The sequence below is a fragment of the Streptomyces sp. AgN23 genome (assembly GCF_001598115.1).
Classification (GTDB): domain Bacteria; phylum Actinomycetota; class Actinomycetes; order Streptomycetales; family Streptomycetaceae; genus Streptomyces; species Streptomyces antimycoticus.
In genome coordinates this window covers 5,092,619-5,118,383 of record NZ_CP007153.1, presented here as the reverse complement: position 1 = coordinate 5,118,383, position 25,765 = coordinate 5,092,619, and the positions used below count along the sequence as shown (strand labels likewise).

25 protein-coding genes are annotated in these 25,765 nt (G+C 70.8%); 17 read left to right on the top strand and 8 right to left on the bottom strand.

Annotated elements, in window-relative coordinates; translation table 11 throughout:
• The first annotated feature begins 75 nt into the window (after positions 1-75).
• Complete coding sequence (locus AS97_RS21845) at positions 76-450, top strand: hypothetical protein (RefSeq protein WP_210567464.1); 375 nt, start codon at positions 76-78, stop codon at positions 448-450.
• Here AS97_RS21845 and AS97_RS21840 read toward each other — a convergent pair.
• The gene (locus AS97_RS21840; RefSeq protein ID WP_210565491.1) at positions 358-1,632 is read right to left on the bottom strand and encodes a beta-eliminating lyase-related protein; all 1,275 of its coding nucleotides are present in this window, start codon (positions 1,630-1,632) and stop codon (positions 358-360) included. The genes AS97_RS21845 and AS97_RS21840 overlap by 93 nt on opposite strands.
• Positions 1,633-1,779: 147 nt before the next feature.
• On the opposite strand from AS97_RS21840, the gene AS97_RS21835 reads away from it, so the two are divergent.
• The 10 genes from AS97_RS21835 to AS97_RS21790 all read left to right on the top strand — a co-directional run bounded on the left by AS97_RS21835 (position 1,780) and on the right by AS97_RS21790 (position 10,485).
• Positions 1,780-2,715 (top strand): DUF2520 domain-containing protein, encoded by a 936-nt coding sequence (locus AS97_RS21835; RefSeq protein WP_059142474.1) that lies wholly within the window; start codon positions 1,780-1,782, stop codon positions 2,713-2,715.
• Positions 2,712-3,683, top strand: a complete 972-nt coding sequence (gene panC, locus AS97_RS21830; RefSeq protein WP_210565490.1) for a pantoate--beta-alanine ligase — start codon at positions 2,712-2,714, stop codon at positions 3,681-3,683. The genes AS97_RS21835 and panC overlap by 4 nt, the downstream gene beginning before the upstream one ends.
• The gene (locus AS97_RS21825; RefSeq protein WP_059142475.1) at positions 3,680-5,443 is read left to right on the top strand and encodes an L-aspartate oxidase; all 1,764 of its coding nucleotides are present in this window, start codon (positions 3,680-3,682) and stop codon (positions 5,441-5,443) included. Before panC ends, AS97_RS21825 begins: the two co-directional genes overlap by 4 nt.
• On the top strand, positions 5,440-6,474 hold the full coding sequence (nadC, locus tag AS97_RS21820) for a carboxylating nicotinate-nucleotide diphosphorylase (RefSeq protein WP_059142476.1): 1,035 nt from the start codon (positions 5,440-5,442) through the stop codon (positions 6,472-6,474). The genes AS97_RS21825 and nadC overlap by 4 nt, the downstream gene beginning before the upstream one ends.
• A 3-nt stretch (positions 6,475-6,477) precedes the next feature.
• Positions 6,478-7,275, top strand: a complete 798-nt coding sequence (locus AS97_RS21815) for a type III pantothenate kinase (RefSeq protein ID WP_059142477.1) — start codon at positions 6,478-6,480, stop codon at positions 7,273-7,275.
• Positions 7,276-7,621: 346 nt separating this feature from the next.
• Positions 7,622-8,431, top strand: a complete 810-nt coding sequence (locus AS97_RS21810) for a hypothetical protein (RefSeq protein ID WP_079059178.1) — start codon at positions 7,622-7,624, stop codon at positions 8,429-8,431.
• 217 nt (positions 8,432-8,648) lie between these two features.
• Positions 8,649-8,831 carry a hypothetical protein gene (locus tag AS97_RS21805; RefSeq protein WP_059142479.1) on the top strand — a complete coding sequence of 61 codons (183 nt, stop codon included), beginning with the start codon at positions 8,649-8,651 and terminating at the stop codon, positions 8,829-8,831.
• 154 nt (positions 8,832-8,985) lie between these two features.
• On the top strand, positions 8,986-9,381 hold the full coding sequence (locus AS97_RS21800; RefSeq protein WP_078642159.1) for a BlaI/MecI/CopY family transcriptional regulator: 396 nt from the start codon (positions 8,986-8,988) through the stop codon (positions 9,379-9,381).
• 22 nt (positions 9,382-9,403) lie between these two features.
• Positions 9,404-9,928: an amino-acid N-acetyltransferase gene (locus AS97_RS21795; RefSeq protein ID WP_059142481.1), complete on the top strand. Its 525-nt coding sequence runs from the start codon at positions 9,404-9,406 to the stop codon at positions 9,926-9,928.
• Between the two features lie 221 nt (positions 9,929-10,149).
• Positions 10,150-10,485, top strand: a complete 336-nt coding sequence (locus tag AS97_RS21790; RefSeq protein ID WP_059142482.1) for an Lsr2 family protein — start codon at positions 10,150-10,152, stop codon at positions 10,483-10,485.
• Positions 10,486-10,490: 5 nt separating this feature from the next.
• On the opposite strand, the gene AS97_RS21785 is transcribed toward AS97_RS21790, so the two are convergent.
• Positions 10,491-11,090 carry an SCO3374 family protein gene (locus tag AS97_RS21785; RefSeq protein ID WP_059142483.1) on the bottom strand — a complete coding sequence of 200 codons (600 nt, stop codon included), beginning with the start codon at positions 11,088-11,090 and terminating at the stop codon, positions 10,491-10,493.
• Positions 11,091-11,566: 476 nt separating this feature from the next.
• Here AS97_RS21785 and AS97_RS21780 point away from each other — a divergent pair, with 476 nt between their 5' ends.
• Positions 11,567-14,092, top strand: coding sequence for an ATP-dependent Clp protease ATP-binding subunit (locus tag AS97_RS21780; protein ID WP_059142484.1), 2,526 nt, complete (start codon positions 11,567-11,569; stop codon positions 14,090-14,092).
• A 279-nt stretch (positions 14,093-14,371) separates the two neighbouring features.
• Here AS97_RS21780 and AS97_RS21775 read toward each other — a convergent pair whose 3' ends face one another.
• The 4 genes from AS97_RS21775 to AS97_RS21760 all read right to left on the bottom strand — a co-directional run bounded on the left by AS97_RS21775 (position 14,372) and on the right by AS97_RS21760 (position 18,828).
• Entirely contained in the window at positions 14,372-16,858 is a 2,487-nt protein-coding gene (locus AS97_RS21775; protein ID WP_210565489.1) for an NACHT domain-containing protein, read from the bottom strand.
• Between the two features lie 479 nt (positions 16,859-17,337).
• Positions 17,338-17,613: a hypothetical protein gene (locus tag AS97_RS21770; protein ID WP_210565488.1), complete on the bottom strand. Its 276-nt coding sequence runs from the start codon at positions 17,611-17,613 to the stop codon at positions 17,338-17,340.
• Positions 17,614-17,620: 7 nt separating this feature from the next.
• Complete coding sequence (locus AS97_RS21765) at positions 17,621-18,559, bottom strand: hypothetical protein (protein ID WP_210565487.1); 939 nt, start codon at positions 18,557-18,559, stop codon at positions 17,621-17,623.
• Between the two features lie 74 nt (positions 18,560-18,633).
• On the bottom strand, positions 18,634-18,828 hold the full coding sequence (locus tag AS97_RS21760) for a hypothetical protein (RefSeq protein ID WP_221890368.1): 195 nt from the start codon (positions 18,826-18,828) through the stop codon (positions 18,634-18,636).
• A gap of 22 nt (positions 18,829-18,850) precedes the next feature.
• Here AS97_RS21760 and AS97_RS21755 point away from each other — a divergent pair, with 22 nt between their 5' ends.
• Together AS97_RS21755 and AS97_RS21750 are read left to right on the top strand one after the other, a co-directional pair.
• On the top strand, positions 18,851-19,114 hold the full coding sequence (locus tag AS97_RS21755) for a Scr1 family TA system antitoxin-like transcriptional regulator (RefSeq protein ID WP_247204458.1): 264 nt from the start codon (positions 18,851-18,853) through the stop codon (positions 19,112-19,114).
• A gap of 11 nt (positions 19,115-19,125) precedes the next feature.
• A complete protein-coding gene (locus tag AS97_RS21750; RefSeq protein ID WP_210565486.1) occupies positions 19,126-19,386 on the top strand; it encodes a DUF397 domain-containing protein in 261 nt (86 codons plus the stop codon).
• A gap of 135 nt (positions 19,387-19,521) precedes the next feature.
• On the opposite strand, the gene AS97_RS21745 is transcribed toward AS97_RS21750, so the two are convergent.
• A complete protein-coding gene (locus tag AS97_RS21745; RefSeq protein ID WP_210565485.1) occupies positions 19,522-19,914 on the bottom strand; it encodes a helix-turn-helix domain-containing protein in 393 nt (130 codons plus the stop codon).
• A gap of 107 nt (positions 19,915-20,021) precedes the next feature.
• Between AS97_RS21745 and AS97_RS21740 the strand changes: the two genes are divergently transcribed.
• From AS97_RS21740 to AS97_RS21730, 3 genes are all read left to right on the top strand, one after another.
• Positions 20,022-20,858 carry an enoyl-CoA hydratase/isomerase family protein gene (locus AS97_RS21740; RefSeq protein WP_185930222.1) on the top strand — a complete coding sequence of 279 codons (837 nt, stop codon included), beginning with the start codon at positions 20,022-20,024 and terminating at the stop codon, positions 20,856-20,858.
• Between the two features lie 334 nt (positions 20,859-21,192).
• Complete coding sequence (locus tag AS97_RS21735; protein ID WP_210565484.1) at positions 21,193-22,179, top strand: NADPH:quinone reductase; 987 nt, start codon at positions 21,193-21,195, stop codon at positions 22,177-22,179.
• A 412-nt stretch (positions 22,180-22,591) separates the two neighbouring features.
• Positions 22,592-23,776 carry a macrolide family glycosyltransferase gene (locus AS97_RS21730; protein ID WP_247204457.1) on the top strand — a complete coding sequence of 395 codons (1,185 nt, stop codon included), beginning with the start codon at positions 22,592-22,594 and terminating at the stop codon, positions 23,774-23,776.
• Between the two features lie 55 nt (positions 23,777-23,831).
• On the opposite strand, the gene AS97_RS21725 is transcribed toward AS97_RS21730, so the two are convergent.
• On the bottom strand, positions 23,832-25,652 hold the full coding sequence (locus AS97_RS21725; RefSeq protein ID WP_086709626.1) for a bifunctional metallophosphatase/5'-nucleotidase: 1,821 nt from the start codon (positions 25,650-25,652) through the stop codon (positions 23,832-23,834).
• Positions 25,653-25,765: the final 113 nt, after the last annotated feature.

Sequence of the window (25,765 nt, the reverse complement as noted above, 5' to 3'; positions counted from 1 at the left end):
CCCGGCGCCGCGCTCGTTTGACGCCCGCCGTCAATCGGCGTGACGGGTGCCCGGGGCCCGGCGGACCGTCGAGCCATGTCCCTCACCGAGCAGTACGCACTCGATCTGTACCGGGCCGCCCGGCGCGGCGAGCCCGCCCCGCCCGCACCGGGCCGCCACGACTGGCGCACCGTCCGGGAACTGCGCGAGTACCGCTACGTCCAGGCCGTGACGGCGGGGCGCGCGGCCCGCCGCCGTGGCCGCGATGACCGCCTTACGGACGCGCCGGGCGCCGTAAGGGCGATGCCGCATGCCGTCAGGGCGATGCCGCGCACCGTCAGGGCGATCAGGGAGGCGCTGGCCGCCTTGCGGCTCCGGTCAGCCGTCCCTCTCCGTGAGCTCCCGGACCCGGGCGAAGAAGGCACCGGCCGCGGCCGTGACATCGTCGGCCGTCCAGTCGAGTGCGGGTGAGGCGACCGTCAGCTCCGTCGCGGCCAGACCGGGCGGCCCAGGCTCCCGCCAGCGACGGAACAGCGTCGTCCCGGTCTCCTCCGCCAGCCGCACCCCCGCCTCGTCCAGCACCGCCGCCGGATACGGCAGCCACACCTGGAACTGGTGGGTGTGCGGCACCTCCGGATGCACCCGGGACCACCCCACCCCCTCGGCCGTGAACGCCGTCCGCAGCGCCTGCGCCACCATCCGCGCATGCGCCACGTACGACGGAAGCCTCGGCAGCTCACGGTCCAGGCCGTCCAGCGCGGCCAGCGCCGCCGGCCACTGCTGGAAGAGCTGGCCGCCGTACCGGTGGCGCCACGCCCTGGCCTCCGCCACCAGGGTCTCGGGCCCGGCCAGCGCCGCTCCCGAGATGCCGTCGAGCGACTTGTAGAAGGACACATAGACGGAGTCCGCCAGGCCGGCGATCTCCGGCAGCTCCCGGCCGAAGTGGACCGTGCACTCCCACAGCCGCGCCCCGTCGAAGTGCACCACCGCGTCCCGCTCCCGCGCCGCCTCCACGACCGCGACCAGCTCGTCCCACTCGGGCAGCACGAATCCGGCGTCGCGCAGCGGGAGTTCGAGGGCGAGCGTGCCGAACGGCTCGTCGAGGCCGAGGACCTCCTCGGCGGTGGGCGGCCGCGGCTCGCTGGTGGGATGCGCCGCGCGCAGCCCGCTCACCGTCAGATACGCGTCCCGCTCATGCACCTCCAGATGCGACAGCGGATGCACCGCCACCACCGGATTGCCGGTGCGCCCCGCCCAGCAGCGCAGCGCGACCTGCTGCGCCATGGTGCCGGTGGGGAAGAACGCCGCGGCCTCCATGCCGAGCAGCGCGGCGACCCGCCGCTCCAGCTCCTCGACGATGCCGTCCCCGTAGATGTCCACCCAGCCGTCCCCGCCGTACGGCGAGGGGCCGGCCGTAAGAGCGGCCGTGAGGGCGGACAGCCGCTCGGCGATCCGCCGCTCCGCGGGCCCGCGGGTGAGCGTCCGCTCGGAGCCGCGCCAGGCCGTGAGGCGGCGCACTCGCGCGGCCCGCTCCGTGTCGCCGGTGGCGTCGTCCGCCCCGGCCGGAGTCTCGGCCGGGGCCTTGTCCGCCGTCCCGTCCGCGGCGATGCGCGTGCCGTCCGACCCGTCCGCCGTGCCCGTCCTGTCCTTCATGGGCCGATCATGTCGCACGGGTGTCCATCGGACCACAGAGTTGTCCACAGGCCCGGGCTGCGGCCGAACTCCCCCGGAAACACTCGCGTAGCATGGCGGGGAATCGTCCGGTACCCCCTGAGGACTGGAACGGAAGGCCGCTGTCGCGTGAACGCACAACCACTTCCCGAGCCGCAGGACCGCCCGGCCCGGCTCACCGTCGGGGTCGTCGGCGCGGGCCGCGTCGGCCCGGCCCTCGCCGCCTCGCTGCGGCTGGCCGGACACCGCCCGGTCGCCGCCTCCGGTGTCTCCGACGCCTCCGTGCGCCGGGCCGCCGCCCTGCTCCCCGAGGTCCCGGTCGTCCCGCCCTCCGAGGTGCTGGCGCGGGCCGAGCTGGTGCTGCTCACCGTCCCCGACGACGCCCTGCCCGAGCTGATCGCGGGCCTGACCGAAACCGGTGCGGTGCGCCCCGGCCAGCTGCTGGTGCACACCTCCGGCCGCTATGGCGTCAGTGTGCTGGAGCCCGCGCTGCGGGCCGGTGCGCTGCCGCTCGCGCTGCACCCCGTCATGACCTTCACCGGCACCTCGGTGGACGTCCAGCGGCTGGCCGGCTGCTCCTTCGGCGTCACCGCCCCCGAGGAGCTGCGGCTGGCCGCCGAGGCGCTGGTCATCGAGATGGGCGGGGAGCCCGAGTGGATCGCGGAGGAGTCCCGCCCGCTCTATCACGCCGCCCTCGCCATCGGCGCCAACCACCTCACCACGCTGGTCGCCCAGTCCCTGGAGCTGCTGCGCGGGTCCGGGGTCGAGGCCCCCGACCGGATGCTCGGCCCCCTCCTCGGCGCCGCGCTGGACAACGCGCTGCGCAGCGGCGACGCCGCGCTGACCGGCCCGGTCGCGCGCGGCGACGCGGGCACGGTCGCCGCCCATGTCGCCGAGCTGCGGCGGCACGCCCCGCACGCCGTCGCCGGCTATCTGGCCATGGCCCGCACGACCGCGGACCGGGCGCTCGCGCACGGCCTGCTCAAGCCGGAGCTCGCGGAGGACCTGCTGGGCGTGCTCTCGGATGTGACCGACGCACGGGGCCGGGGAGGCAGTGAGTCATGAGCCCGAGGCTGTGGACCAAGGCGCTTCCTGGGGAGCCGGATGTGGAGCTGTTCCGCCATCGCTCGGATCTGGACACGGCGCTCGCGAACTTCGCCGTGCCGGGGCGCACGGCCGTCGTGATGACCATGGGCGCACTGCACGACGGGCACGCCTCGCTCATCCGCGCCGCCCGCGCCCGGGTGGGCGCCAAGGGCCTGGTGACCGTCACCGTCTTCGTCAATCCGCTGCAGTTCGGCGCGGGCGAGGACCTCGACCGCTATCCGCGCACCCTCGACGCCGACCTCAAGGTCGCGGCCGAGGCGGGCGCGGACATCGTCTTCGCCCCGTCCGCCGAGGAGATGTATCCGGGCGGCGAGCCGCATATCCGGGTCACCGCCGGCTCCATGGGCGAGCGCTATGAGGGCGCCTCGCGGCCCGGCCACTTCGACGGGATGCTCACCGTCGTCGCCAAGCTGCTCCATCTCACCCGCCCCGACGCCGCCTTCTTCGGCGAGAAGGACGCCCAGCAGCTGGCGCTGGTCCGCCGGATGGCGCGCGACCTGGACTTCCCGGTCGAGATCGTCGGCGTTCCCACCGTCCGGGAGGGCGACGGCCTCGCCCTCTCCAGCCGTAACCGCTATCTGTCGGCCCAGGAGCGGGACACCGCGCTGGCCCTGTCCCGGGCGCTGTTCGCGGGGCGCGACGCGGGGCTGCTGGCGGCCGGGGAGGGTCCGGCCGGCGCCGAGGAGCACGAGGTCATACGGGTCGCGTCCCCCGCCGTGGTGCGGTCCGCGGCGCGCGTGGTGCTCGACGAGGCGGCGCGGCTCGAGCCGCCGCTCGTCCTCGACTATCTGGGCCTGGCCGACCCCGCCGACTTCACCGAGGTCTCCGACGGACACACCGGCGAGGCCGTGCTGGCCGTCGCGGCCAAGGTCGGCGCCACCCGCCTGATAGACAACATCCGCCTGTGGATCGGAGCCGCCCGATGACCCATCCGACCGGGCGGCCCGACGCCGCGGCCCCCGCCACCGCCCTGCGCGCTCCCGCCCCCGGCTGGGCCACCGAGGCCGATGTCGTGGTCGTCGGCTCCGGAGTCGCCGGGCTGACCGTGGCGCTGCGCTGTGCCGCGGCCGGGGCCAAGGTCACCGTGGTCACCAAGGCCCGCCTGGACGACGGCTCCACGCGCTGGGCCCAGGGCGGCATAGCCGCCGCCCTCGGCGAGGGCGACACCCCCGAGCAGCATCTGGACGACACCCTGGTGGCCGGCGCCGGGCTCTGCGACGAGCGGGCGGTACGGACGCTGGTCACCGAGGGACCCGACGCGGTGCGCCGGCTCATCGCCACCGGCGCCCGCTTCGACGCCGACGACGGCACCGGCGAGATCCTGCTGACCCGCGAGGGCGGCCACCACCGCCGCCGGATCGCCCACGCGGGCGGCGACGCGACCGGTGCGGAGATCTCCCGGGCCCTGGTCGAGGCGGTGCGCACGGCCGGTATCGACACCGTGGAGAACGCCCTGGTGCTCGACCTGCTCAAGGACGGCTCCGGCCGGGCGGCCGGGGTCACCCTGCACGTCATGGGCGAGGGCCAGCGGGACGGCGTGGGCGCGGTGCGGGCGGGCGCGGTGGTCCTCGCCACGGGCGGCATGGGCCAGATCTTCTCCGCGACCACCAACCCCGCCGTCTCCACCGGTGACGGGGTCGCGCTCGCGCTGCGCGCCGGGGCCGAGGTCAGCGATCTGGAGTTCGTGCAGTTCCACCCCACGGTGCTGTGGCTGGGCCCGGAGGCGGAGGGCCAGCAGCCGCTGGTCTCGGAGGCGGTGCGCGGCGAGGGCGGCCATCTCGTCGACGCCGACGGCGTGCGCTTCATGCAGGGCCGGCACGAGCTGGCCGAGCTGGCGCCCCGTGACATCGTCGCCAAGGGCATCACGCGGCGGATGCAGGAGCGTGGCGCCGAGCATATGTACCTGGACGCCCGCCACTTCGGGGCCCGGATGTGGGAGCGGCGCTTCCCGACCATCCTCGCCGCCTGCCGCGCGCACGGTATCGACCCGGTGACCGAGCCCATCCCGGTCGCCCCGGCCGCGCACTACGCGAGCGGCGGGGTCCGTACCGATCTGCGCGGCCGTACCACCGTCCCCGGGCTCTACGCCTGCGGGGAGGTCGCCTGCACCGGGGTGCACGGCGCCAACCGGCTGGCCTCCAACTCCCTTCTGGAGGGCCTGGTCTTCGCGGAGCGCATCGCGGAGGACATCACCGCCGCAGAGGGCCCCGCGCGCCCCGCCGCGACCGCCGAGCAGCCGTACACCGGTGCCCCAGGTGCCCCTGGTGAAGCGCCCCTGCTCGCCTCCGAGGCCCGCTACGAGATCCAGCACATCATGACCCACGGCGCCGGAGTGCTGCGCTCCGCCGAGAGCCTGGCCCGCGCCGCCGACCGGCTGGAGGGCGTCCACGACGCCGCCGCGGCGCAGCTGCGGCGGGACGGCAAGACGGCCGAGCCCGGGGTCGAGACCTGGGAGGCCACCAACCTCCATCTGGTCGCCCGGGTCCTGGTCGCCGCCGCGCTCCGCCGTGAGGAGACCCGCGGCTGCCACTGGCGCGAGGACCGCCCCGCGCGGGACGACGCGGCCTGGCGCCGCCACCTCCTGGTCACCCTCCGCCCGGACGGCGCCCTGGACGTCCGTTCCACGGACTCCGAAGCGTTTCCCCCACCGACCACCCCCCGAACCGAGACGGAGTCCCGCCCGTGAGCAGCACCGCCGAAGACCGCCAGCCATCCGTGTCCCTGCCGCTGCTGCAGATCGGCCGCCCCGGCGAGGCGGCGGGCTGCGGCGACGCCTGCGGCTGCGGCGACGACGCCGACGGCTCCGGGCTCGACCCGATGGAGTGCGGTCTGGACCCCGACCTGGCCGAGCTGCTGATCGGTGCCGGACTCGACCCCATCCAGGTCGAGGACATCGCGCACATGGCCATCGAGGAGGACCTCGACCAGGGCGTGGACGTCACCACCGTGGCCACCGTCCCCGAGGACGCCTTCGCCACCGGTGACTTCACGGCCCGTGAGGCGGGCACCGTCGCGGGGCTGCGGATCGCCGAGGCGATCCTGTCCGTCGTCTGTACGGACGAGTTCGAGGTCGAGCGGCATGTCGAGGACGGCGACCGGGTGGCGGCGGGCCAGAAGCTGCTCAGCGTCCGCACCCGCACCCGCGACCTGCTCACCGGTGAGCGCAGCGCGCTCAACCTCCTGTGCCGGCTCTCCGGTATCGCGACGGCGACCCGCGCGTGGGCCGATGCCCTCGACGGGACGAAGACCAAGGTCCGTGACACCCGTAAGACCACCCCGGGGCTGCGCGCCCTGGAGAAGTACGCGGTGCGCTGCGGCGGCGGGGTCAACCACCGGATGTCGCTCTCGGACGCCGCGCTGGTCAAGGACAACCACGTGATCGCGGCGGGCGGTGTCGCGGAGGCGTTCGGCGCCGTGCGGGCCGAGTTCCCGGACGTGCCGATCGAGGTGGAGGTCGACACCCTCGACCAGATCCCGCCGGTCCTGGAGGCGGGCGCGGACCTCATCCTGCTGGACAACTTCACCCCGGAGCGCACCCGAGAGGCCGTCGAGCTGGTCGCCGGGCGCGCCGCGCTGGAGTCCTCGGGGCGGCTGACGCTCGCAGGCGCCCGTACGTACGCCGAGACGGGCGTCGACTATCTGGCGGTCGGCGCGCTCACCCACTCCTCCCCGATCCTGGACATCGGCCTGGACCTGCGCGAGGCCGAGGGGAAGTAATCGATGCTGCTGACCATCGACGTCGGAAACACCCACACCGTGCTGGGCCTGTTCGACGGCGAGGAGATCGTCGAGCACTGGCGGATCTCCACCGACGCCCGCCGCACCGCCGATGAACTCGCCGTGCTGCTGCAGGGCCTGATGGGCATGCACCCGCTGCTCGGCGAGGAGCTGGGCGACGGCATCGCGGGCATCTCCATCTGCTCCACCGTCCCCTCGGTGCTCCACGAGCTGCGCGAGGTGACCCGCCGCTACTACGGCGATGTGCCGTCCGTTCTGGTCGAGCCGGGCGTGAAGACCGGTGTGCCGATCCTGATGGACAACCCCAAGGAGGTCGGCGCCGACCGGATCATCAACGCGCTGGCCGCCGTCGAGCTGTACGAGGGTCCGTGCGTGGTCGTCGACTTCGGCACCGCGACCACCTTCGACGCGGTCAGCGCGCGCGGCGAGTACGTGGGCGGGGTGATCGCGCCGGGCATCGAGATCTCGGTCGAGGCGCTGGGCGTACGCGGGGCGCAATTGCGCAAGATCGAGCTGGCCCGCCCGCGCAGCGTGATCGGGAAGAACACGGTGGAGGCCATGCAGTCCGGCATCCTCTACGGCTTCGCGGGCCAGGTGGACGGGATCGTCCGCCGAATGGCGCGGGAGCTGGCGCAGGACCCGGAGGACGTCACCGTGATCGCCACCGGCGGGCTGGCGCCCATGGTGCTAGGAGAATCCTCAGTGATCGATGAGCATGAGCCCTGGTTGACCCTGATCGGCCTCAGACTGGTCTACGAGCGGAACGTCTCGCGCGGCTGAGCACCGGCGATCAGCTCTTCACCTGCGTGCTCGACCGTATTGACGGCATTCCGAAACGAATTCCCGCGCTCTGGATTCGCCGGGGGCGCCGACCGCTCTTCGCCATTGGTCACGGGCGGTCAAGGGAAAGACGGCACTTCGAATTCCGTATTGACAAGCGGAAGGGCCGTCGACCATGTACACCGGCACCCGGATGCGACGGTCCGCCCCGGGTGCCGGGTCCGGACGGGGCCGCCTCGGCGCGGCCCCGTCCGGCACTTCCCCCGTATGGCGGCTCGGCGTCCGCAACGCGCCGCACCGTCCGACGCTCAGCGAAATTTGTCCGCTTAGCACTTAAAGTCGCCCCATGCCCACGCCATATGGATCCCGCGGCGGAATGGCGTTCAGTGCGGATGAGCTGCGTGTGCTCCGACGCGCCCTCGCCATCGCCCTCCGACCCGACCCCGTCACTCCCTCTGCCGGCCCCCTCGGCCCGGACCGGGCGGAGGAGGTCCAGGACTGTCTCCGGCTCGCCGAGGCCGTGGACGAAGCGGTCCGCGAGGGCGGGCGGCTGCGAGCGTTCCTGCTCGACGAGCTCGCCCGCTACCGCGCCGCCCTGCCCGGCGCCGCCGTCGGCTATCTCGAACAGCTCCAGGGCGCCCTCGCGGCGGGTTATGAGCCGCTGGCCGAGGATCTGGCCGCGCTCCGCGCGCTGTGCGGGTCGGCCGCCGGGGGTGGTGAGGCGACGCGCCGACGCGCGCTGCTGAGCCACTGCGAGCGCCTTGCCGAACGGGGCGTGCGCGCCCGGCTCGCGGAGCGCGCCGGCGCCGTCGTACAGCCGCGCACGAGCCCGGTCGGGCCCCGGCTGCGCGCCCTGCCCGGCGGGGTCTCGGCGCCCAGGACGGCCGCGCGGGGAGTGGTGCGAAAGGGGGCGGAGATCGTGCGGGAGGCCCTTCAGAAGGCCGACGAGCCCAAGCGGGAGCCGCAGCCGCGCAAGAAGCCCGCGGCGCCGGAGCACGGCGACCGCGAGGAGCCGAAGCGACGGGAGCCCGGCCGCCGGGCGCCGCGCCCGGGGCGTCCGGTGCCCACGCCGGCGGAGGTCTTCCCGCCCAAGCGCCGCCCCTCGCCGCCTCCGGAGCGCGGGTCGAGCCTCGGCGCCGGGGCCCGTTCCGCCTGACCCCGCCGGGCCCGGCTCCGGGGCGCCGCCTCGGTCCCGGCTCCGGGCTCCCGCCTCGGCTCCGGCTCCGGGCTCCCGCCTCGGCTCCGGCTCCGGGCCCCCGCCCCCGCCCCGGGCCCCCGCCCCGGGCCGCCGCGCCCGGACCGGTGCCCGGCTCCGGGAGAGCGCGGCGCGCCGCGTAATCTGGTGGTCTCGAGCAATAAGGAGGCCGAGAGCCATGGATTATGTCTCCGCGCTGATCCCGCCCGTCTTTATGGCCGTGGCCTTCACCGCGCTCATCGTGACGATGGTGAAGAGCCAGGGCGGCGCCAACAAGTCCAAGGAGGACGCCGCGGTGGACGAGGCGCTGGCGGCCCGCTCCGAGGCCGAGGGCCCGGCCCCGGAGCGCGAGACGGCCTGATCGGATCGATCGGGCCCATCGGACGCCGCCACCCCCGCACACCACGGCGGCGGCACGCCGGACCACGCCCCGGGACGCATCGCGTTCCGGGGCGTGTGGCTTTTCCTGCGCAGACCTCCCGACATTCGGGACATCTCCCACTATTATTCTCGGTGTGCCTCGGCCATTGGGAGATCTCGAAGACGCGGTCATGACGCGGGTGTGGAAGTGGAACCGCCCGGTCACGGTCCGCGAAGTCCTGGAAGACCTTCAGCGGGAACGCTCGATCGCCTACACCACCGTCATGACGGTAATGGACAACCTCCACCACAAGGGCTGGCTGCGCCGGGAGGTGGAAGGCCGCGCCTATCGATATGCCGCGGTCTCCACGCGCGCCGCCTACTCGGCCGCACTGATGAACGAAGCGTGGTCGACCAGTGACAACCCCGCGGCCGCTCTCGTCGCGTTCTTCGGGATGATGTCCGAAGAGCAGCGCGACGCACTACGGGATGCCATGCGTGTCGCACAACTGGGGGAGACCGGGGAGAGCCCCGGTGAGTCGGGGCGATGACCCAGGGCGATAGCGTCCGGTCATGTTGTCCTCCCCACTATCAAAAGTAGTCACCGTCCGCCGTGCCCGGACCGGCGATGTACGAGCGGTGCGCCGCCTCATCGACTCCTACGTGGACGATCGCATCCTGCTCGACAAAGCCACCGTGACGCTTTACGAGGACATCCAGGAGTTCTGGGTCGCCGAGCGCGACGAGGACGCTGAGGTCATTGGCTGTGGAGCGCTGCACGTCATGTGGGAAGACCTCGCGGAGGTCCGCACTCTCGCCGTCGATCGGACTCTCAAGGGCACCGGCGTAGGCCACCTGGTGCTCGACAAGCTGTTGCAGACGGCGCGCTGGCTGGGGGTGCGGCGCATTTTCTGCCTCACCTTCGAAGTCGACTTCTTCACCAGGCACGGCTTCGTGGAGATCGGTGAGACGCCGGTCGACGGCGATGTGTACAGCGAGCTCCTGCGTTCCTATGACGAGGGCGTCGCCGAGTTCCTTGGTCTCGAACGGGTGAAGCCGAACACCCTTGGCAACAGCCGGATGCTTCTGCAACTGTGATCGCGGGCCCTATGTCCGAATCGCTCCCCTATCACATAGCTCCGGAACATGACCTTCCATGAGGCTTCCCGCTTGGTGGATCGGCCGAACCTTCCCGGGGGGTTTGTGTTTTTCCGGGAAAGGCGGTTTCCTATTCTCTCGTAGTGTAATTACCTGGGGGGTGAGTCATCAGCGGCTAACGCCGCACCCCCGAACCCCCCGTTTTCCCTGAAAGGAACCCCATGGCACAGAAGGTTCAGGTCCTTCTTGTCGACGACCTCGACGGCGGCGAGGCGGACGAGACCGTGACGTTCTCCCTTGACGGCAAGAGCTATGAGATCGACCTCACCACCACCAACGCGGACAAGCTCCGTGACGCCCTGGAGCCCTACACCAAGGGCGGCCGGCGCACCGGTGGCCGGGCCTCCGGCGGCCGGGGCAAGGCGCGCGCGGCGTCGGGCGGCAGCCAGGACACCGCGAAGATCCGCGCCTGGGCGAAGGAGAACGGCTACGAGGTCAACGACCGCGGCCGTGTTCCGGCGACCGTTCGTGAGGCATACGAGAAGGCCAACGGCTGAGCGCGTCAGCCTTTCCCGGCTCGCCGCTGCCTTGGCAGCGGCCGGGCGCGCATCAATCGGATGCGGTGGCATTCGGTAGCCGCCGCGTTCACGAGCCGTACGAGATCGGGGGCGCCCCCATCGCCCCCGAAGCCTGTCCTCGGCAGCGTTGGCTCCACCTCGCCCTTCGGGTCGGGAGGTCGCAGCCATACGGCGGCCTCCTGCGGGCCTCGCTCTCCGGGCGCTCCGGCGTCCAGGAGCGGCGGCCGGGAGCGGGAGGGGCATGGCGCGGTGATCCGGCCGCCGGCGCCGATCGCGCCCAGGTCCAGGGCCACACCGCCCCACTCCAGCCAGTCGAGCAGCCCCGGAAGCTCGTCGGCGCTGCCAGGGGCCACCAGAAGCCGCATCCAGGCGCCCTCCACCGCGACCGGACCGGTCCGCGGTACGCGCCGCAGCATCGCCCATCCGGCCACGGCCGGCAGTTCGATGACGTCGAAGGCCACCCCCGTGAGCAATTCGACGGGATCGCTGCCGGCCGTCGGCCAGCCCAGCTCCCGCTCGTACCAGCGTGACGAGGGGGCCGGTGCCGGTGCGGACGGCCTCGCGCCGTGGACCCTGTGGATCATGCCCAGCAGAACTCTCCGCCCGCCCCCTTGGTTACGCCCCGGATGACCTACCGTGCGGGCCCGTGCGCGCACCGTGCCCGTAAGAGGCCGTGCAGGGCCGGTGAACGGGCGCAAGGTTGTTCGCCCGTAGCGGATGGAACCGGGCCCCACGGCATGGAGTATCTGTGCTTGCGGGTAAGACATCCCTAGTGGGGAGGGGCGGTCCGCGTGTCGGGAGGAAGCGGCGTTCGCCATCGGCGTACTGGCGGTGGGCGTAGATGCCTGGCCTGCGGGAACATCGTCTCGCACCATCGGGTTAAGGCAGTTGTCGGCTGTTCGGGCAGGAAGCCAGTGGCTGTTTGCCCCGCGCCAGCGGGGGTGATCCGGACGGTTGTCGGCAGTTGGAATGAGCTGTCCCGGGTTGCGGGACTAGCATGCGGAAGGACAGGGAGGGGATCGTCCCCGATCTTTCTGACCGCTCTGAGGAGCGATTAACGATGTTCGAGAGGTTCACCGACCGCGCGCGGCGGGTTGTCGTCCTGGCTCAGGAAGAAGCCCGGATGCTCAACCACAACTACATCGGCACCGAACACATCCTCCTGGGCCTGATCCACGAGGGTGAGGGTGTCGCCGCTAAGGCCCTGGAGAGCCTCGGGATTTCGCTCGAGGCGGTCCGCCAGCAGGTGGAGGAGATCATCGGGCAGGGCCAGCAGGCCCCGTCCGGGCACATTCCCTTCACCCCCCGTGCCAAGAAGGTCCTGGAGCTGTCGCTCCGCGAGGCCCTTCAGCTCGGCCACAACTACATCGGTACGGAGCACATCCTGCTCGGCCTGATCCGCGAGGGCGAGGGCGTCGCCGCCCAGGTCCTCGTGAAGCTGGGCGCCGATCTGAACCGGGTGCGGCAGCAGGTCATCCAGCTGCTCTCCGGCTACCAGGGCAAGGAGGCCGCCACCGCCGGCGGCCCGGCGGAGGGCACTCCCTCCACCTCGCTCGTCCTGGACCAGTTCGGCCGCAATCTCACCCAGGCCGCCCGCGAATCCAAGCTCGACCCGGTCATCGGGCGCGAGAAGGAGATCGAGCGGGTCATGCAGGTGCTTTCGCGCCGTACCAAGAACAACCCGGTCCTCATCGGCGAGCCCGGCGTCGGCAAGACGGCGGTCGTCGAGGGACTGGCCCAGGCGATCGTCAAGGGTGAGGTGCCCGAGACCCTCAAGGACAAGCACCTTTACACCCTGGACCTGGGCGCCCTGGTCGCCGGCTCCCGCTACCGCGGTGATTTCGAGGAGCGCCTGAAGAAGGTGCTCAAGGAGATCCGCACCCGCGGCGACATCATCCTGTTCATCGACGAGCTCCACACCCTGGTGGGTGCGGGTGCCGCCGAGGGCGCGATCGATGCCGCCAGCATCCTCAAGCCGATGCTGGCGCGGGGCGAGCTGCAGACCATCGGCGCGACCACGCTCGACGAGTACCGCAAGTACCTGGAGAAGGACGCGGCCCTGGAGCGCCGCTTCCAGCCCATCCAGGTCGCCGAGCCGTCGCTGCCCCACACCATCGAGATCCTCAAGGGCCTGCGGGACCGCTACGAGGCGCACCACCGCGTCTCGATCACGGACTCGGCCCTGGTCGCGGCCGCCACCCTGGCCGACCGCTACATCTCGGACCGCTTCCTGCCGGACAAGGCGATCGACCTGATCGACGAGGCCGGCTCCCGGATGCGGATCCGCCGGATGACCGCACCGCCGGACCTGCGCGAATTCGACGAGAAGATCGCCGATGTGCGCCGGGAGAAGGAGTCCGCGATCGACTCGCAGGACTTCGAGATGGCCGCGGGCCTGCGCGACAAGGAGAAGCAGCTCCTGGCCGCCAAGGCGAAGCGGGAGAAGGAGTGGAAGGCCGGCGACATGGACGTCGTGGCCGAGGTCGACGAGGAGCTGATCGCCGAGGTCCTGGCCACGGCCACGGGCATCCCGGTCTTCAAGCTGACCGAGGAGGAGTCCTCCCGGCTGCTGCGCATGGAGGACGAGCTGCACAAGCGCGTCATCGGCCAGAAGGACGCCATCAAGGCGCTCTCCCAGGCCATCCGGCGCACGCGTGCGGGCCTCAAGGACCCCAAGCGCCCCGGTGGCTCGTTCATCTTCGCGGGCCCGTCCGGTGTCGGTAAGACCGAGCTCAGCAAGACTCTCGCCGAATTCCTCTTCGGCGACGAGGACGCGATGATCTCGCTCGACATGTCGGAGTTCAGCGAGAAGCACACCGTCTCGCGGCTCTTCGGCTCCCCGCCCGGATACGTGGGCTACGAGGAGGGCGGCCAGCTCACCGAGAAGGTGCGCCGCAAGCCGTTCTCCGTGGTCCTCTTCGACGAGGTCGAGAAGGCTCACCCGGACATCTTCAACTCGCTGCTGCAGATCCTGGAGGACGGTCGGCTGACCGACTCCCAGGGCCGGGTCGTGGACTTCAAGAACACGGTGATCATCATGACCACCAACCTCGGCACCCGGGACATCTCCAAGGGCTTCAACCTGGGCTTCGCCGCCCAGGGCGATGTGAAGACCGGCTACGAGCGGATGAAGGCCAAGGTCAACGAGGAGCTGAAGCAGCACTTCCGCCCCGAGTTCCTGAACCGTGTCGATGACACCGTGGTCTTCCACCAGCTCACCGAGGAAGACATCATCCAGATCGTCGACCTCATGATCACCAAGGTGGACGAGCGGCTCAAGGACCGCGACATGGGCATCGAGCTCAACGGCGATGCCAAGAAGCTGCTCGCCAAGCGGGGCTACGACCCCGTGCTGGGCGCCCGGCCGCTGCGCCGGACGATCCAGCGCGAGATCGAGGACGTGCTCTCGGAGAAGATCCTCTTCGGCGAGCTGCGTCCGGGCCACATCGTGGTCGTGGACACCGAGGGCGAGGGTGAGGAGAAGAAGTTCACCTTCCGCGGCGAGGAGAAGTCGGCGCTGCCCGACACTCCGCCGATCGAGTCCGCCGCCGGTGGCGCGGGCCCGAACCTCAGCAAGGAGGCGTGACGCGGCGACGCCGCGCCCACGCCTGGGGCCGCCCCGGACCATCCCGGTCCGGGGCGGCCCCTTTTGTGCGGGCGGATTTGTGCGGGCGGAGCAGCGGCCCTGTCCGTAGGCACGTCCCTGAGGGGCCCTGGCGGGGCTCTGCGGGCCCTGGGGGTTTCCCCGGACTTATGGCCCGGCGCGGGAGCGAACGGGAGGCAGGGGCCGCTCAGGGGCCTAGGGCCGCTCAGGCGCCTGGCCGCCGGAGCAACCCCAGGGGGCCGCACCTCCGGGCCGCTGCCCTTACGCGCCCGCCACGATGACCTGGACGCCCTCCGGGACCCCGGTCACCTCCGCGTTGCGGTGGCTCAGCCGCAGGATCTCCAGTCGCGGGAAGACGGCCAGCCAGCTCAGGTCCAGGTCCGCGCCCAGGTCGTAGGCGAGCCACAGCTCGGTCAGCCGCTCCGCCACCAGGCCCTCGGCCAGCTGGCCCGGGGTGAGCGCACCGGCTATCTGGACGCAGGGGCGGCCGCCGAGCCGGCGCAGGGCCCGCAGCTCCTCCAGGTCCGACACCGGAAAGTCGAGTTCCCGCTCATCGAGATGGCCGATGATTTCCTCGGCGTAACGATCGGTGTCATATCGCCGCCAGGCGCCCGCGAGCTGCGCCCGTACCGCCCAGGAGGCGCGGTCCCGCAGCCGGACCAGATAGTCGATGGCGCGGTCGTCGGCTATCGAGGTGGCGGTGACGGCCAGCCGGTGGGCTTCCTCATCGGATACGCCGCTGGGATCGGGCAGCATTTCCAGCACGATAGGCCCGATCCAGCCCAGCGCGCGGGCCGCTTCCAGCGAGGTCGGGCGTACCAGATCGCGGGTATAGCGATGCACCCGGGAACGCACCTCGGGGTCCAGCTCAGTGGCGTGTTCCAGACATGCGGCCGCCAGGAGTTTGCGATGGCGGGCATGGACCGGCCGGGCGTCTTTACGGGCTGCCAGCAGCCCCTCCAGGAGGTAGCCGCATTCGTCGGGGCGGGCGAGAGCGACCGACATTCTGATCACTTCTTCCCAGTCGTCCAGGTGTGCGTGGTCGATCAGGAAGTCGAAATCGTGTCGTTCGACGACCGCTCTCGCGCTGAGATAGTCCTGGAACGTTCGGTGCACGAAATCGACCGAACCGGGTGTGGGCTCGCGCAATAGACCGGTCCGATTGAGTAGATGTCGGTAGATCTCCTCCGGCCCGCCCTGCCGCGCCGCGTGCGGAATGGCCGGGAGGTGCCGGCCGAGTGTCTCGACGGCGGTGGTCCGGTCCATTTCGGACCGGCCGTTGACGAGCATCCAGTGCGCCAGCTTCTGCAGCAGCTGGATCTTCGGTTCCTGGGGGAGGTCGATTCCCTCCGGCGGCAGCATGGCGCGCTCGCGGTCGCGCCGTTCCAGCAGCATGGAAAGGGCCGCGTCATAGAGGGCTTTCCGGCCGCGCGGCAGATAGCCGCGGCGGTCGCGGTGCAGTGCGCACAGCAGACCGCACATCAGTGGATTGGTGGCCAGCCGCCCTAGGTCCCGGGTAATCCTTACGGCGTCCAGCAGCGTTTCCTCGTAACCGCTGAGCCGGTCCAGATCGATCTGGTCGGTGATGTCCTGGCGGGCCGCCGCATGCCAGCGGCGGATGAACGCGGTGACGCCCTCGCGGCTGAGCGGGGAGAGTTTCAGCTCGGTGAAGCGCTCGGCGGCGAGCCAGTTCTCCCGTACGGCCGAGGGGCGCGAGGTGACCAGCCAGACATTTCCCGGATAGCGCGCGGGAAGCTCGCGCAGCGCCTCCCGCAGTCGCTCCCGCTCCTCCTCCGGCGCCTCGTCCACGCCGTCCACGAGCAGCAGCCCGCGTCCGCGCGACAGCACCCGCTCGGCCCAGCCCGGCGGCTGTGCGGCGGCGTGCGGATAGCGGACGGCGGAGAGGAAGGCGTCCGGCTCCGGGAAGCCGTCGCGGCGGAACCGGCGCACGGGGAGCACGAACGGCACCCGCCCGCGCAGCCCCTCCAGCGGGGCCGGGAGGTCGCCGCGCGCCACGGATACCGCGAGCCGCTGCACCAGCGTGGTCTTGCCCGACCCCGCCACGCCCCACAGCAGCACCCGGGTGCGTCCGGCGAGGGCCTGCTCGGCGGGGGCGCTGGGGCCGCTCCCATCGGTCTCGGTCTCCAGGCTGAGATAGGCGGCGTCCAGCGGCCAGCTGTCGGGGGAGTGGGCCAGGTCGATGCCGTAGATCGTCAGATGGTCGTGGGCGGCCACGATGTCCTGGGCGTAGCGCTCCTCGAACGCGGCGTCCTCGGCGGCCGTGACGAAGGGGGAGCGGATGGTGAGGAAGCGCAGGATGTGCGCGCAGACGGCCTCCCGGAGGGAGGCGTGCGTACGGGCGTCCGCCGGGCCCAGTTCCTCGTCGGCGTCGGGGGCGGCGATGGCGAGGTGGCGGGCGAAGTCCTCGGGGCCGAGGCGGACGGCTCGTAGGTCGTCCAGGTCGACCGTGCCGAGGGCGTGGAGGGTGCGGGCGAGGGCGTCGGTGAGCTGGGGCCGCGCGTGATCGTCGATCTCTTCGTCGATCTCTTCAGCGATCTCTTTCGCGACGTCTTCGATGAGCGCGGAGGCGATCCGGGGCAGGTCGCGTTCGGTGAGCGTGCGGTGGTCGCCCTGGAAGGCGACGAGGGAGGCGATACGGACGGGCCGGTCCACCGGCCCGTCGGCCACGAAGAGTTCCTGGACCAGTGTGGCTGTGGCCGTGGCTGTGGCTGCGTCTGCGGGATCCATGAGGCCCCGTCCCCCCGGTGACTGTTGTTCGCCGTTCAGAAGCCACCAGGGTAGGCACGGTCGGTGCCGGATGGGTGGGGGTTCGGCGTGGGTTCCGGGGGCGGCCGGTGGCACGGGGCGGGGGCGCTGGGCGGGGGCGCCGGGCGGGGGTTGCGGTGCGTTGCCGGGCGCGGGGGTGCTGTTGGATGCGCGGTGCGGTGCGGTGCGGTGCGTGGGTGGTTGCTGTGGTGCGCCTGCGCTTCGTGGTGGGTGCCGGGGGCGGGGCCTCCGGGGCGGCGCCCTGGACCGTATATTTACGGCGCCATTGGCCGGGGACTTGCGTGGGCCGGAGATTGGCGCCACAAATACGCCCCTGGCCTTCGGCATGGGGGACCCCGAGCGTCCAGGACACCACCCCTCCGACCCCGCCCCCTCCCGCCGCGTCGGCGACTCCCCGCCGGTGGCACGGCTTCCGGGGTGGCCCCGGGTCCGCCCGGTGACTACCGGTCCGACTCCTCCACCGCGAAGAGCTCGTCCAACAGCTCGTCTGCCGGGGAGACGGTGAACGCGCGGTCGAGCCAGTGCCGCAGGGTGTCGCGGTAGGTGCATTCGCTGATGCGGCGGCGTGTCTCGGACCGGACGGTGATCCCCCGGTGTTCGAGGATGCGCAGGACCCCCTCGGCAAGCCCTGCCGCCTCCCCGTGGGCCTGGCCCTTGAGGAAGGTCTGCTCGATGAGGGTTCCCCGGCCGGGGAAGTAGCTGCCGACTACGGCCATGGTGTCGTCAGCCGTCCTCGGTGAAGAGCTCGTCGGCGGTGGAGACGGTGAAGGCGTGGTCGAACCAGCGGTCCAGGGTGCTGAGGTCGGTGCAGTGGGTGATGCGGTCGCGCGTTGCGGCCAGGGTGGGGATTCCTCGCTTCTCCAGGACGCCCAATACCCCCTGAGCTCGTCCCCGGGCTTCGCCCTCTGCTGCACCCTCCGCCTTGCCCTCCGCCTTGCCCTCTGCCTTCCCCTCTGCCTTCCCCTTCAGGTAGGTCTCCTCGATCAGGGTGCCACGGCCGGGGAAGTAGGTGCCCACACTCATCTCGTTCCTCCAGATGCTTTGCGCTGGGGTGCCCCCCAAGCCGATGTCCAGCAATTCCGTGTAGTAGCGGACAGAGTCCGGGTCGCCCGTTCCCATGGCGCGAGCCAGGGCCTTCAGTATGGCCGGGGCATCCTGGTGGCTGCCATGTGTCAAGGCCGAGAAGGTCGCCAGGGTCAGGTCCTGGGCGGCCTCGTCGGGGTCGAGGATCATCGGGACGTTTCCGGGGCCCAGGACCAGCGGATGTACGGACAGCGCCGTCCAGTCGTCCACGCCAACCTGGAAGGGGCCAGTCGCCCACTCGGCGGTTGCCTTGTCCTGGCAGACTACGAGCAGCAGGGCCTGTTGCTTGTATTTCGCAGCCAGATACGACACGTAGTACGCCCAGTTGACTGCCTTGTCGGGGTCGCAGCGCCCTTGGGCCTCGATCGCCAGGAGGAAGTCGTCGCCGTCGAACGGCTTGACGCGCAGCACGCTGTCCACGCGACGTTCCAGCGGCCGTATCTCGGTGGCGTCCGGGGTGAGCACTTCAACCGCCGCTTTCTCGGGCGGCGACAGATCCAGGATGCGGAACACCGGAGCGAGTAACTCCGGTCGTTCTTGAAAGATGCGATGTGCGGCCTCGTGCCGCGAACTGACCATGTTTGTGAACGTAGGGTCATCGGAGCATGTGCACGGGGCAAGTGACCGGTGATCACCCGATTGGGGGAAGCCGGTCAGGCCGCGATCTCGTAGGCGTTCTGCTGCGGGGTGAGCTCGAACCAGAGGAGTTTGCCGCTGATGCCGAAGAGGTCGTCGGCGAGGGGGTAGCCGCCCCAGTTGTCGGCGCACAACCGGACGATGAGCAGGCCCCGGCCGGGAGGTCGCGTCCAGGTTGGCGGCGGCCTCGGTGAGGGCGGTGAAGCGGTCACGCAGCTTGAACACCTCCTCGCCATGAGCGAGATGGACAACGTCACCGTCCGGGTGATTCCGTTCGGCGGCGGGACCTCCCCTGGGACCGGGCAATCGTTCGACTATGTCGTGGGGCCTGTACAGCAACTCGACACGGTGCAGCTCGACTCTGCCCAAGGGACCCAGTTCATGGACGCGGAGGCCGAGTTGGCCAAGTATCGGGCTGTTCTGGAACGGATGGAGATGACCGCCCTCAAGCCGCGAGAGTCGCGGGACTTCATCTACGGCATCTTGCGCACCATGTGAAGGGGAGAAGCGTGTCCACGTACCAGTGGCGGAAGTCGTCTTACAGTGCTAACTCGTCCAACTGCGTCAACGTCGCCATCGCGTGGCGGAAGTCTTCCTATAGCGGGGACGCGGGCAACTGCGTGGATGTCGCCGCGAGCGACCGCGCCATGCTGCTCAGGGAGAGCGACGAGCCCGGCATCGTCCTGACCACCACACCCGCCGCCCTGCGTGCCTTCATATGTGGGGCCAAGATTGGCGCGTTCGACCGCATCCAGGAAGGCGGAGCGTAAGAAGTCATAGCGGTGATGTAGGCGGCGACATCCGGCGGGCCAGGCCATGGTCCGCTCGATCACCCATGCCATTCGACCTCATGTGGCTGTCCATGCCCGCTTGGTCCCCGAGACGTCGAGGGGTGGGCAGGGCGGCTACCGCCCCGATGATCGCGCGTCGTAGTCGTGCTGCGCCGACAGGACCTCGTCGCTGTGCTCGATCGTCCAATTGTGCAGGCATGTGAAAGGGCCGCGGAACGACTCGCCGAGTGGTGTGAGGGAGTACTCCACGCCGAGCGGGGAGGTTTCGAGCACCCGGCGCCGGATCATGCCGTTGCGTTCGAGTCTCCGCAGTGTCTGGGTCAGTACCCGCTGTGTGACGCCCTCCAGCTGTCGCTTGATCTCGTTGAACCGTGTCGGTTGCTCCAGGACCGCCATGACCATCATCGACCACTTGTCGGAGATCTGATCGAGGATGGGTCGGCTCGGGCACTCGGCACTGAATCGCGGAGTGACGTGGGGCGGCGGGGGCGCGGGGCTGGTATCCATCAAGATCCTTGGTTGTCGAAAAGTGCGTTATTGACCGTTCATGGCGCAGAGACCAGGGTTGGTATGCGTTGCAAACCTACTAGCTCACCGCAAACCTTGGAACACTCATGAGTCTTGATCAGTACACGACACTCCGCATGGCCATCGATGGCGGAGTCGCGCGGATCACCCTGGACAATCCCCCTGTCAACGTGCTCAGCGGAACTCTGATCCGCGAACTGCACGACGTCCTCGCGAAACTGCGGGACGACCGTTCGGTCCGCGTCGTCGTGTTCTCCAGCGCCAACCCCGAGTTCTTCATCGCACACGTCGACATCCACATCCTCGACGAGATGGACGAGCTGCAGGAGATCGCGGACCGCAACCCGAACGCCAACCTCTTCCAGGGGGTCGGCGAGCTGCTGCGTCACCAGCCGCAGGTGACGATCGTCAAACTGGCGGGCAAGGCGCGCGCCGGCGGCGCCGAGTTCATCGCGGCGGCCGACATGACCTTCGCCGCGCGGGAAACCGCGGGCATCGGCCAGAGCGAGGTGTTGATGGGCATCGTGCCGGGTGGCGGAGGCACGCAGTACCTGCGCGAGCGGGTCGGGCGCAACCGGGCGCTGGAACTGCTGCTCACCGGTGACCTGGTGGATGCGGACACCGCGGCCGCCTACGGGTGGATCAACCGTGCGGTACCCGCGGCCGAGCTGGACGCGTTCGTCGACGGGGTGGCGGAGAAGATCGCCGCGCTCTCCCCGGAGCTCATCGCCGCCGCCAAGCGGTTGGTGCCTCCGGCGGACCTGACCGACGGCCTGCGAGCGGAAAACGACGCATGGGCCGATCTGGTGAGCGGGGATCTGCCGGCCCGACTCATGACGGGGGCACTGGAGCGAGGTGCGCAGACTCCGGCGGGCGAGCGCGATCTGGAGTCGGTCATGCGAAGCGTCGCTGCCGGCCTGTAGGGCGAGAGTCACGGCCTGCTGGATCGACCGGTGCCGCCCCCTCGCGTCCCAGCGAGCCCGCGGCCGGCTATCTGACCCACGCCTCGGCGGACAAACTCGCCGACGTACAAACGGCCAAAAGACCCAGCCATCGGCCACAACGTGGCAAGAACGCGATCGGACCTGCCGATGGTCCGCGGCACGTTCGATCCGTCTCAGCCGACCGTTCGCGAGGCGGCGATCCCGCGGCCGAGGACATCAGACCACGACGCGGTGCCGGCCCCCGCCGCGGTGACGTGCGCGGTCCCCGACCAGTGCCGTGGACCGCGCCACAACCAAGAGGAGAGACGAAGCAATGAGGGCAGCCTTCTACGACACGCCCGGTCCCGCGAAGAGCGTGCTGCGGGTGCTCGACGTCGAGCAACCCGAACCCGGCCCCGGCCAGGTCCGCGTCCGCGTCGCACTCTCTGCGATCAACCCGGGCGACATGTTCATGCGGCTGAACTCCACCCCGCAGGACTTCCAGCGGGTCGGCGAGCACACCGGCCGCATCCCGCACCAGGACGGCACAGGCACGATCGACGCGGTCGGCGGAGGCGTCGACCCGAGCCGGGTCGGCGAACGCGTGTGGATTTGGATGGCCGGTGCGGGCCATCCGTGGGGGACCGCGGCGGAGTGGACCGTAGTGCCGTCCGAGCAGGCCGTTGCGCTGCCGGACGGGATCTCCGACGAGCTCGGCGCCTGCCTCGGCATCCCGGCGATGACCGCGCACTGGTGCCTGCACGCCGATGGCTCGCCCCGCGACCGCACCGTACTCGTCGCGGCCGGTGCGGGCGCCGTCGGGCACTACGCGATCGAACTCGGTCGGATCGCGGGCGCACGGGTCGTGACGACGGTCAGCGGGCCGGAAAAGGCCGCGTTGGCCAAGGCCGCGGGTGCGGACCTCGTCGTGAACTACCGCGACGCCGACGCCGCCCAGCAGATCCTCGACGGAGTCGGGCCCGTCGACCGGATCATCGAGGTCTCGCTGACCGACAACCTCGAACTGGACCTGGCCGTCACCGGCCCAGGAGCGACTATCGTGACCTACGCGGCACAGCCCGACGACCCGACCCTGCCGGTCTTCCGGCTCATGTGGTCCAACCTGGTGCTGCGGTTCGCGCTGTTCCTCACCGAACCGCGGGACGCGCTGCTGCGTGCCGCCGCCGAGATCACCGCGGCCCTGCGCGAGGGCGCCCTCACGCCACTGCCAGTGCACTCCTTCAGCCTCGACGACGTCGCGGCCGCACACGAGGCCGTCGAGAACGGCATCATCGGGAAGGCTGTACTCGACCTGCGTTGATCAGTCCATTGCGAACAGCGCGAGAAGGAGCGATGACTTCCCGCCTCCAGGGTTCAGAACGAACTCGTAGCCGCGGCTTGCCGCATCCATCGAGCCGGCCGGCCAACAGCGCACTCAGCCGCATGAGATGACTTCTAAGGCGCGACGGCCCGTCGGGAGAGGGAGGGAGAACAGACGGCCCGTCGCGTTCGTGACCCTAGGGCCCGGCGCTGAGCGGGCACTTACCGCTTGCTGAGGCCGGCCGGGAAAAATGGGAGGCGGACCGGTCGCCGACCGGGGTAACGTCCCCGGCATGGACTCGTTCCTTCAGATCTACGGCTGACACGCCGTCTCGCCCAGCGCACCGGCGACATCGCCGCTGCGCCAGGCCGTCGTGTCCATCTCACCGTAGACCTGAAACGAGTGATCTCTCATGTCACGTCCGTCCCGTCGCCGTGCCCATATCGCGATGGTCGGCATTCCCGCCATCAGCCATGTGCTGCCCAGCCTCGAGGTCATCCGCGAACTCGTGGCGCGCGGTCACCGGGTGACCTACGCCAACGATCCCTTCGTCGCGCACGTCATCGAGCCCACCGGTGCCGCGTTGGTGCCGTATCGGTCCACGCTGCCCGTCGCCGACAACGACTGGCCCGATGACCCCATCGCCGCCGGCACCGTCTTCCTGGACGACGCGATCCAGGCGCTGCCGCAGTTGCGCGCCGTGTATGACGAGGACCCGGCCGACCTCTACCTCTACGACATCGGCGGCTACGCCGGGCGTGCCCTGGCCGAGGCGCAGGGGCGGCCGACGCTACAGCTCTCGCCGACCTTCGTGGCCTGGGAGGGCTACGCGGAGGAGGTCGGGGCGGCGCTCAAGGCGTTGCCGGGGGCCGACGCGTATCAGGAGAAGTTCGCGTCGTGGCTGGCCGGTTGCGGGGCGACCACGCTCGACCCCGACCTCTTCAGCGGACGGCCCGAGCGGGCCGTCGCGGTGATCCCCCGGGCCATGCAGCCGAACGCCGACCGGGTGAACACCGAGGTGGTGACGTTCGTCGGTCCCTGCCTCGGCGACCGTGCCGGCCAGGGCGGGTGGGAGCGGCCCGCCGGGGCGGAGAAGGTGCTGCTGGTCTCGCTGGGCTCGGCGTACACCCGGCAGGCCGCCTTCTACCGCGAGTGCGTCGCGGCCTTCGGGGATCTGCCCGGGTGGCATGTGGTGCTGCAGGTCGGCAAGTACGTCGAACTGGCCGAGCTGGGGGAGATCCCGGGCAACATCGAGGTGCACCGCTGGGTGCCGCAGCCGGCGATCCTGGAGCGGGCCGACGCCTTCGTCACCCATGCCGGGATGGGCAGCAGCGCTGAGGGGCTGTACTGCGGGGTGCCGATGATCGCCGTACCGCAGGGCGCCGAGCAGCCGATGAACGCCGACCGGCTCGTCGAACTGGGCGTGGCCCACCGCCTGGACACGGCGGACGCCACCGCCGGGGCCCTGCGCGCCGCGCTGCTCGACCTCACCTCGGATCCGGAGGTCACGCGCACCTCGGCGCGGCTGCGGGCCGAGGTGCGGGCCGAGGGCGGCACCGGGCGGGCCGCCGATCTGATCGAGGACGCGCTGCGGTGACACGACGATGGCCCGGCCGCCACAAGCGGCCGGGCCATCGTTGGGCGTCGGGCGGTTACTTCACGATCGTGATGCGGTCCGCCTTCGGCGGGTCCAGCGGCGAGGACTGCGAGGAGTGCGCGCCCAGGTAGGCCGTGAACGCGTCCAGGTCGGAGGCGCCGACGAGCTTGTTCTTGCCGTCCTTGAAGGCGGGGAAGCCGTCGCCGCCGCCCGCGAGGAACTCGTTCATCGCGACCCGGTAGGTCTTGGCGGGGTCGATCGGCTCACCGTTCAGCTTCACCGTGTCCGTGACGATCCGGTCCTTGCCGGACTTGGTCAGATCCAGGGTGTAGGTGAGGCTCTTGGAGACCTGGAGGATCTTGGGGGACGCCTCGTTGGAGCCGCTGACCTGCTGCTGGAGCGCGGTGATCAGCTGGGAGCCGGTCAGGTCGATCACGTTCATCATGTTGGTGAACGGCTGGACGGTGAACGCCTCGCCGTAGGTCACCACCCCGTCGCCCTCACTGCCCGACGCCTTGTGGGCGAGGTCGGAGCGGATGCCGCCGGGGTTCATGAAGGCGAGTTGGGCGCCGCCCTTGTCGGCCGGGGAGAGCGCTTCGAGCTGGCCGTCGGCGATGACGTCGCCCAGGGGAGTCTCGTACGCGGTGGAGCCGCGGCCGTTGATGTCGGCGGAGACGTAGCCGACCGGCTTGTTGGCGATCGGGGCGGCCAGCTTGTTCCAGCGCCCGATGAGCGAGGTCATGTCGGGGGCCTTGGGCTGGTCGCGGTCGACGACGTGGTTCGCCGCGTCGGCGCCCTTCACGTTCGTCCGCACGATGTCGCCGGTGCGGCGGTCGTAGGTGAGCGTGGTGTCCGTGTAGAGACGGCCGAAGGAGGCCGCGGAGGTCACCGTGCGCGGGGTGCCGGACGGGTCCGGGACGGTGCAGGTGTACGCCTGGTGGGTGTGGCCGGTGACCAGGGCGTCGACCGTGGGCGAGATGTTCTTGGCGATGTCGACGATGGGGCCGGAGATGCCCTTGCCCGCACCGCCGTTGTCGCAGTCGTCGTTGTACGAGGCGGAGGCGGGCAGCCCGCCCTCGTGGATGAGCGCGACGATCGACTTCACGCCCTTGCGCTGCAGCTCCTTGGCGTACTTGTTGACCGTCTCGACCTCGTCGTGGAACTTCAGGCCCTTGACGCCCTCGGCGGTGACGATGTCCGGGGTGCCCTCGAGGGTGACCCCGATGAAGCCGATCTTCACGCCCTTGTGCTTCCACACGGTGTAGGGCTTGAGGATGGGCTTGCCGGTCTTCTCGTCGGTGACGTTCGCGGCGAGGTAGGGGAAGTCGGCGCCCGGGAAGGTCTTGCCCTTCTCGTAGCAGCCCTCCTTGGGGTGGCACCCGCCGTTCTGCATCCGGCTCAGCTCGGCGCGGCCCTCGTCGAATTCATGGTTGCCGACCGCGGTGACGTCGAGGTCCAGCTTGTTGAGCGCCTCGATGGTCGGCTCGTCGTGGAAGAGACCGGACAGCAGCGGGCTGGCGCCGATCATGTCGCCGCCGGCGGCGGTGACGGAGTAGTCGTGGCCCTTACGGGCGTTACGGAGGGAGGCGGCCAGGTATTCGGCGCCACCCGCCGGGATGGTCTTGGTGGTGCCGTCCGGCTGGGTCTCGGTGACGGTGCCGGAGGAGCCCTGCGGGGGCTCCAGGTTTCCGTGCAGGTCGTTGAAGGACAGCAGCTGTACGTCGACGGTGCGCCCGGGCCGGTGCTTGTCCGAGGCGGCGGCGGTGTCCGCGCCCGCCGGGCCCGCGGCGGTCAGCACCCCGGCCGCGGCGGCCAGCACCGCGACTCCCGTGGCCAACCGGCGTGCCGCCCCGCGCCGTTGAGGTCTCGCTGGCATGTCGTTCCCCTTGTGTGCCCTTGTGTGTCCGTGATGGATGTGGAGCGCAGCTTACGGTCAACGCGCGTAGCGGGGCAGGGGTGGGAGGTTAAGAGCTGATGGCCGATGGTCAA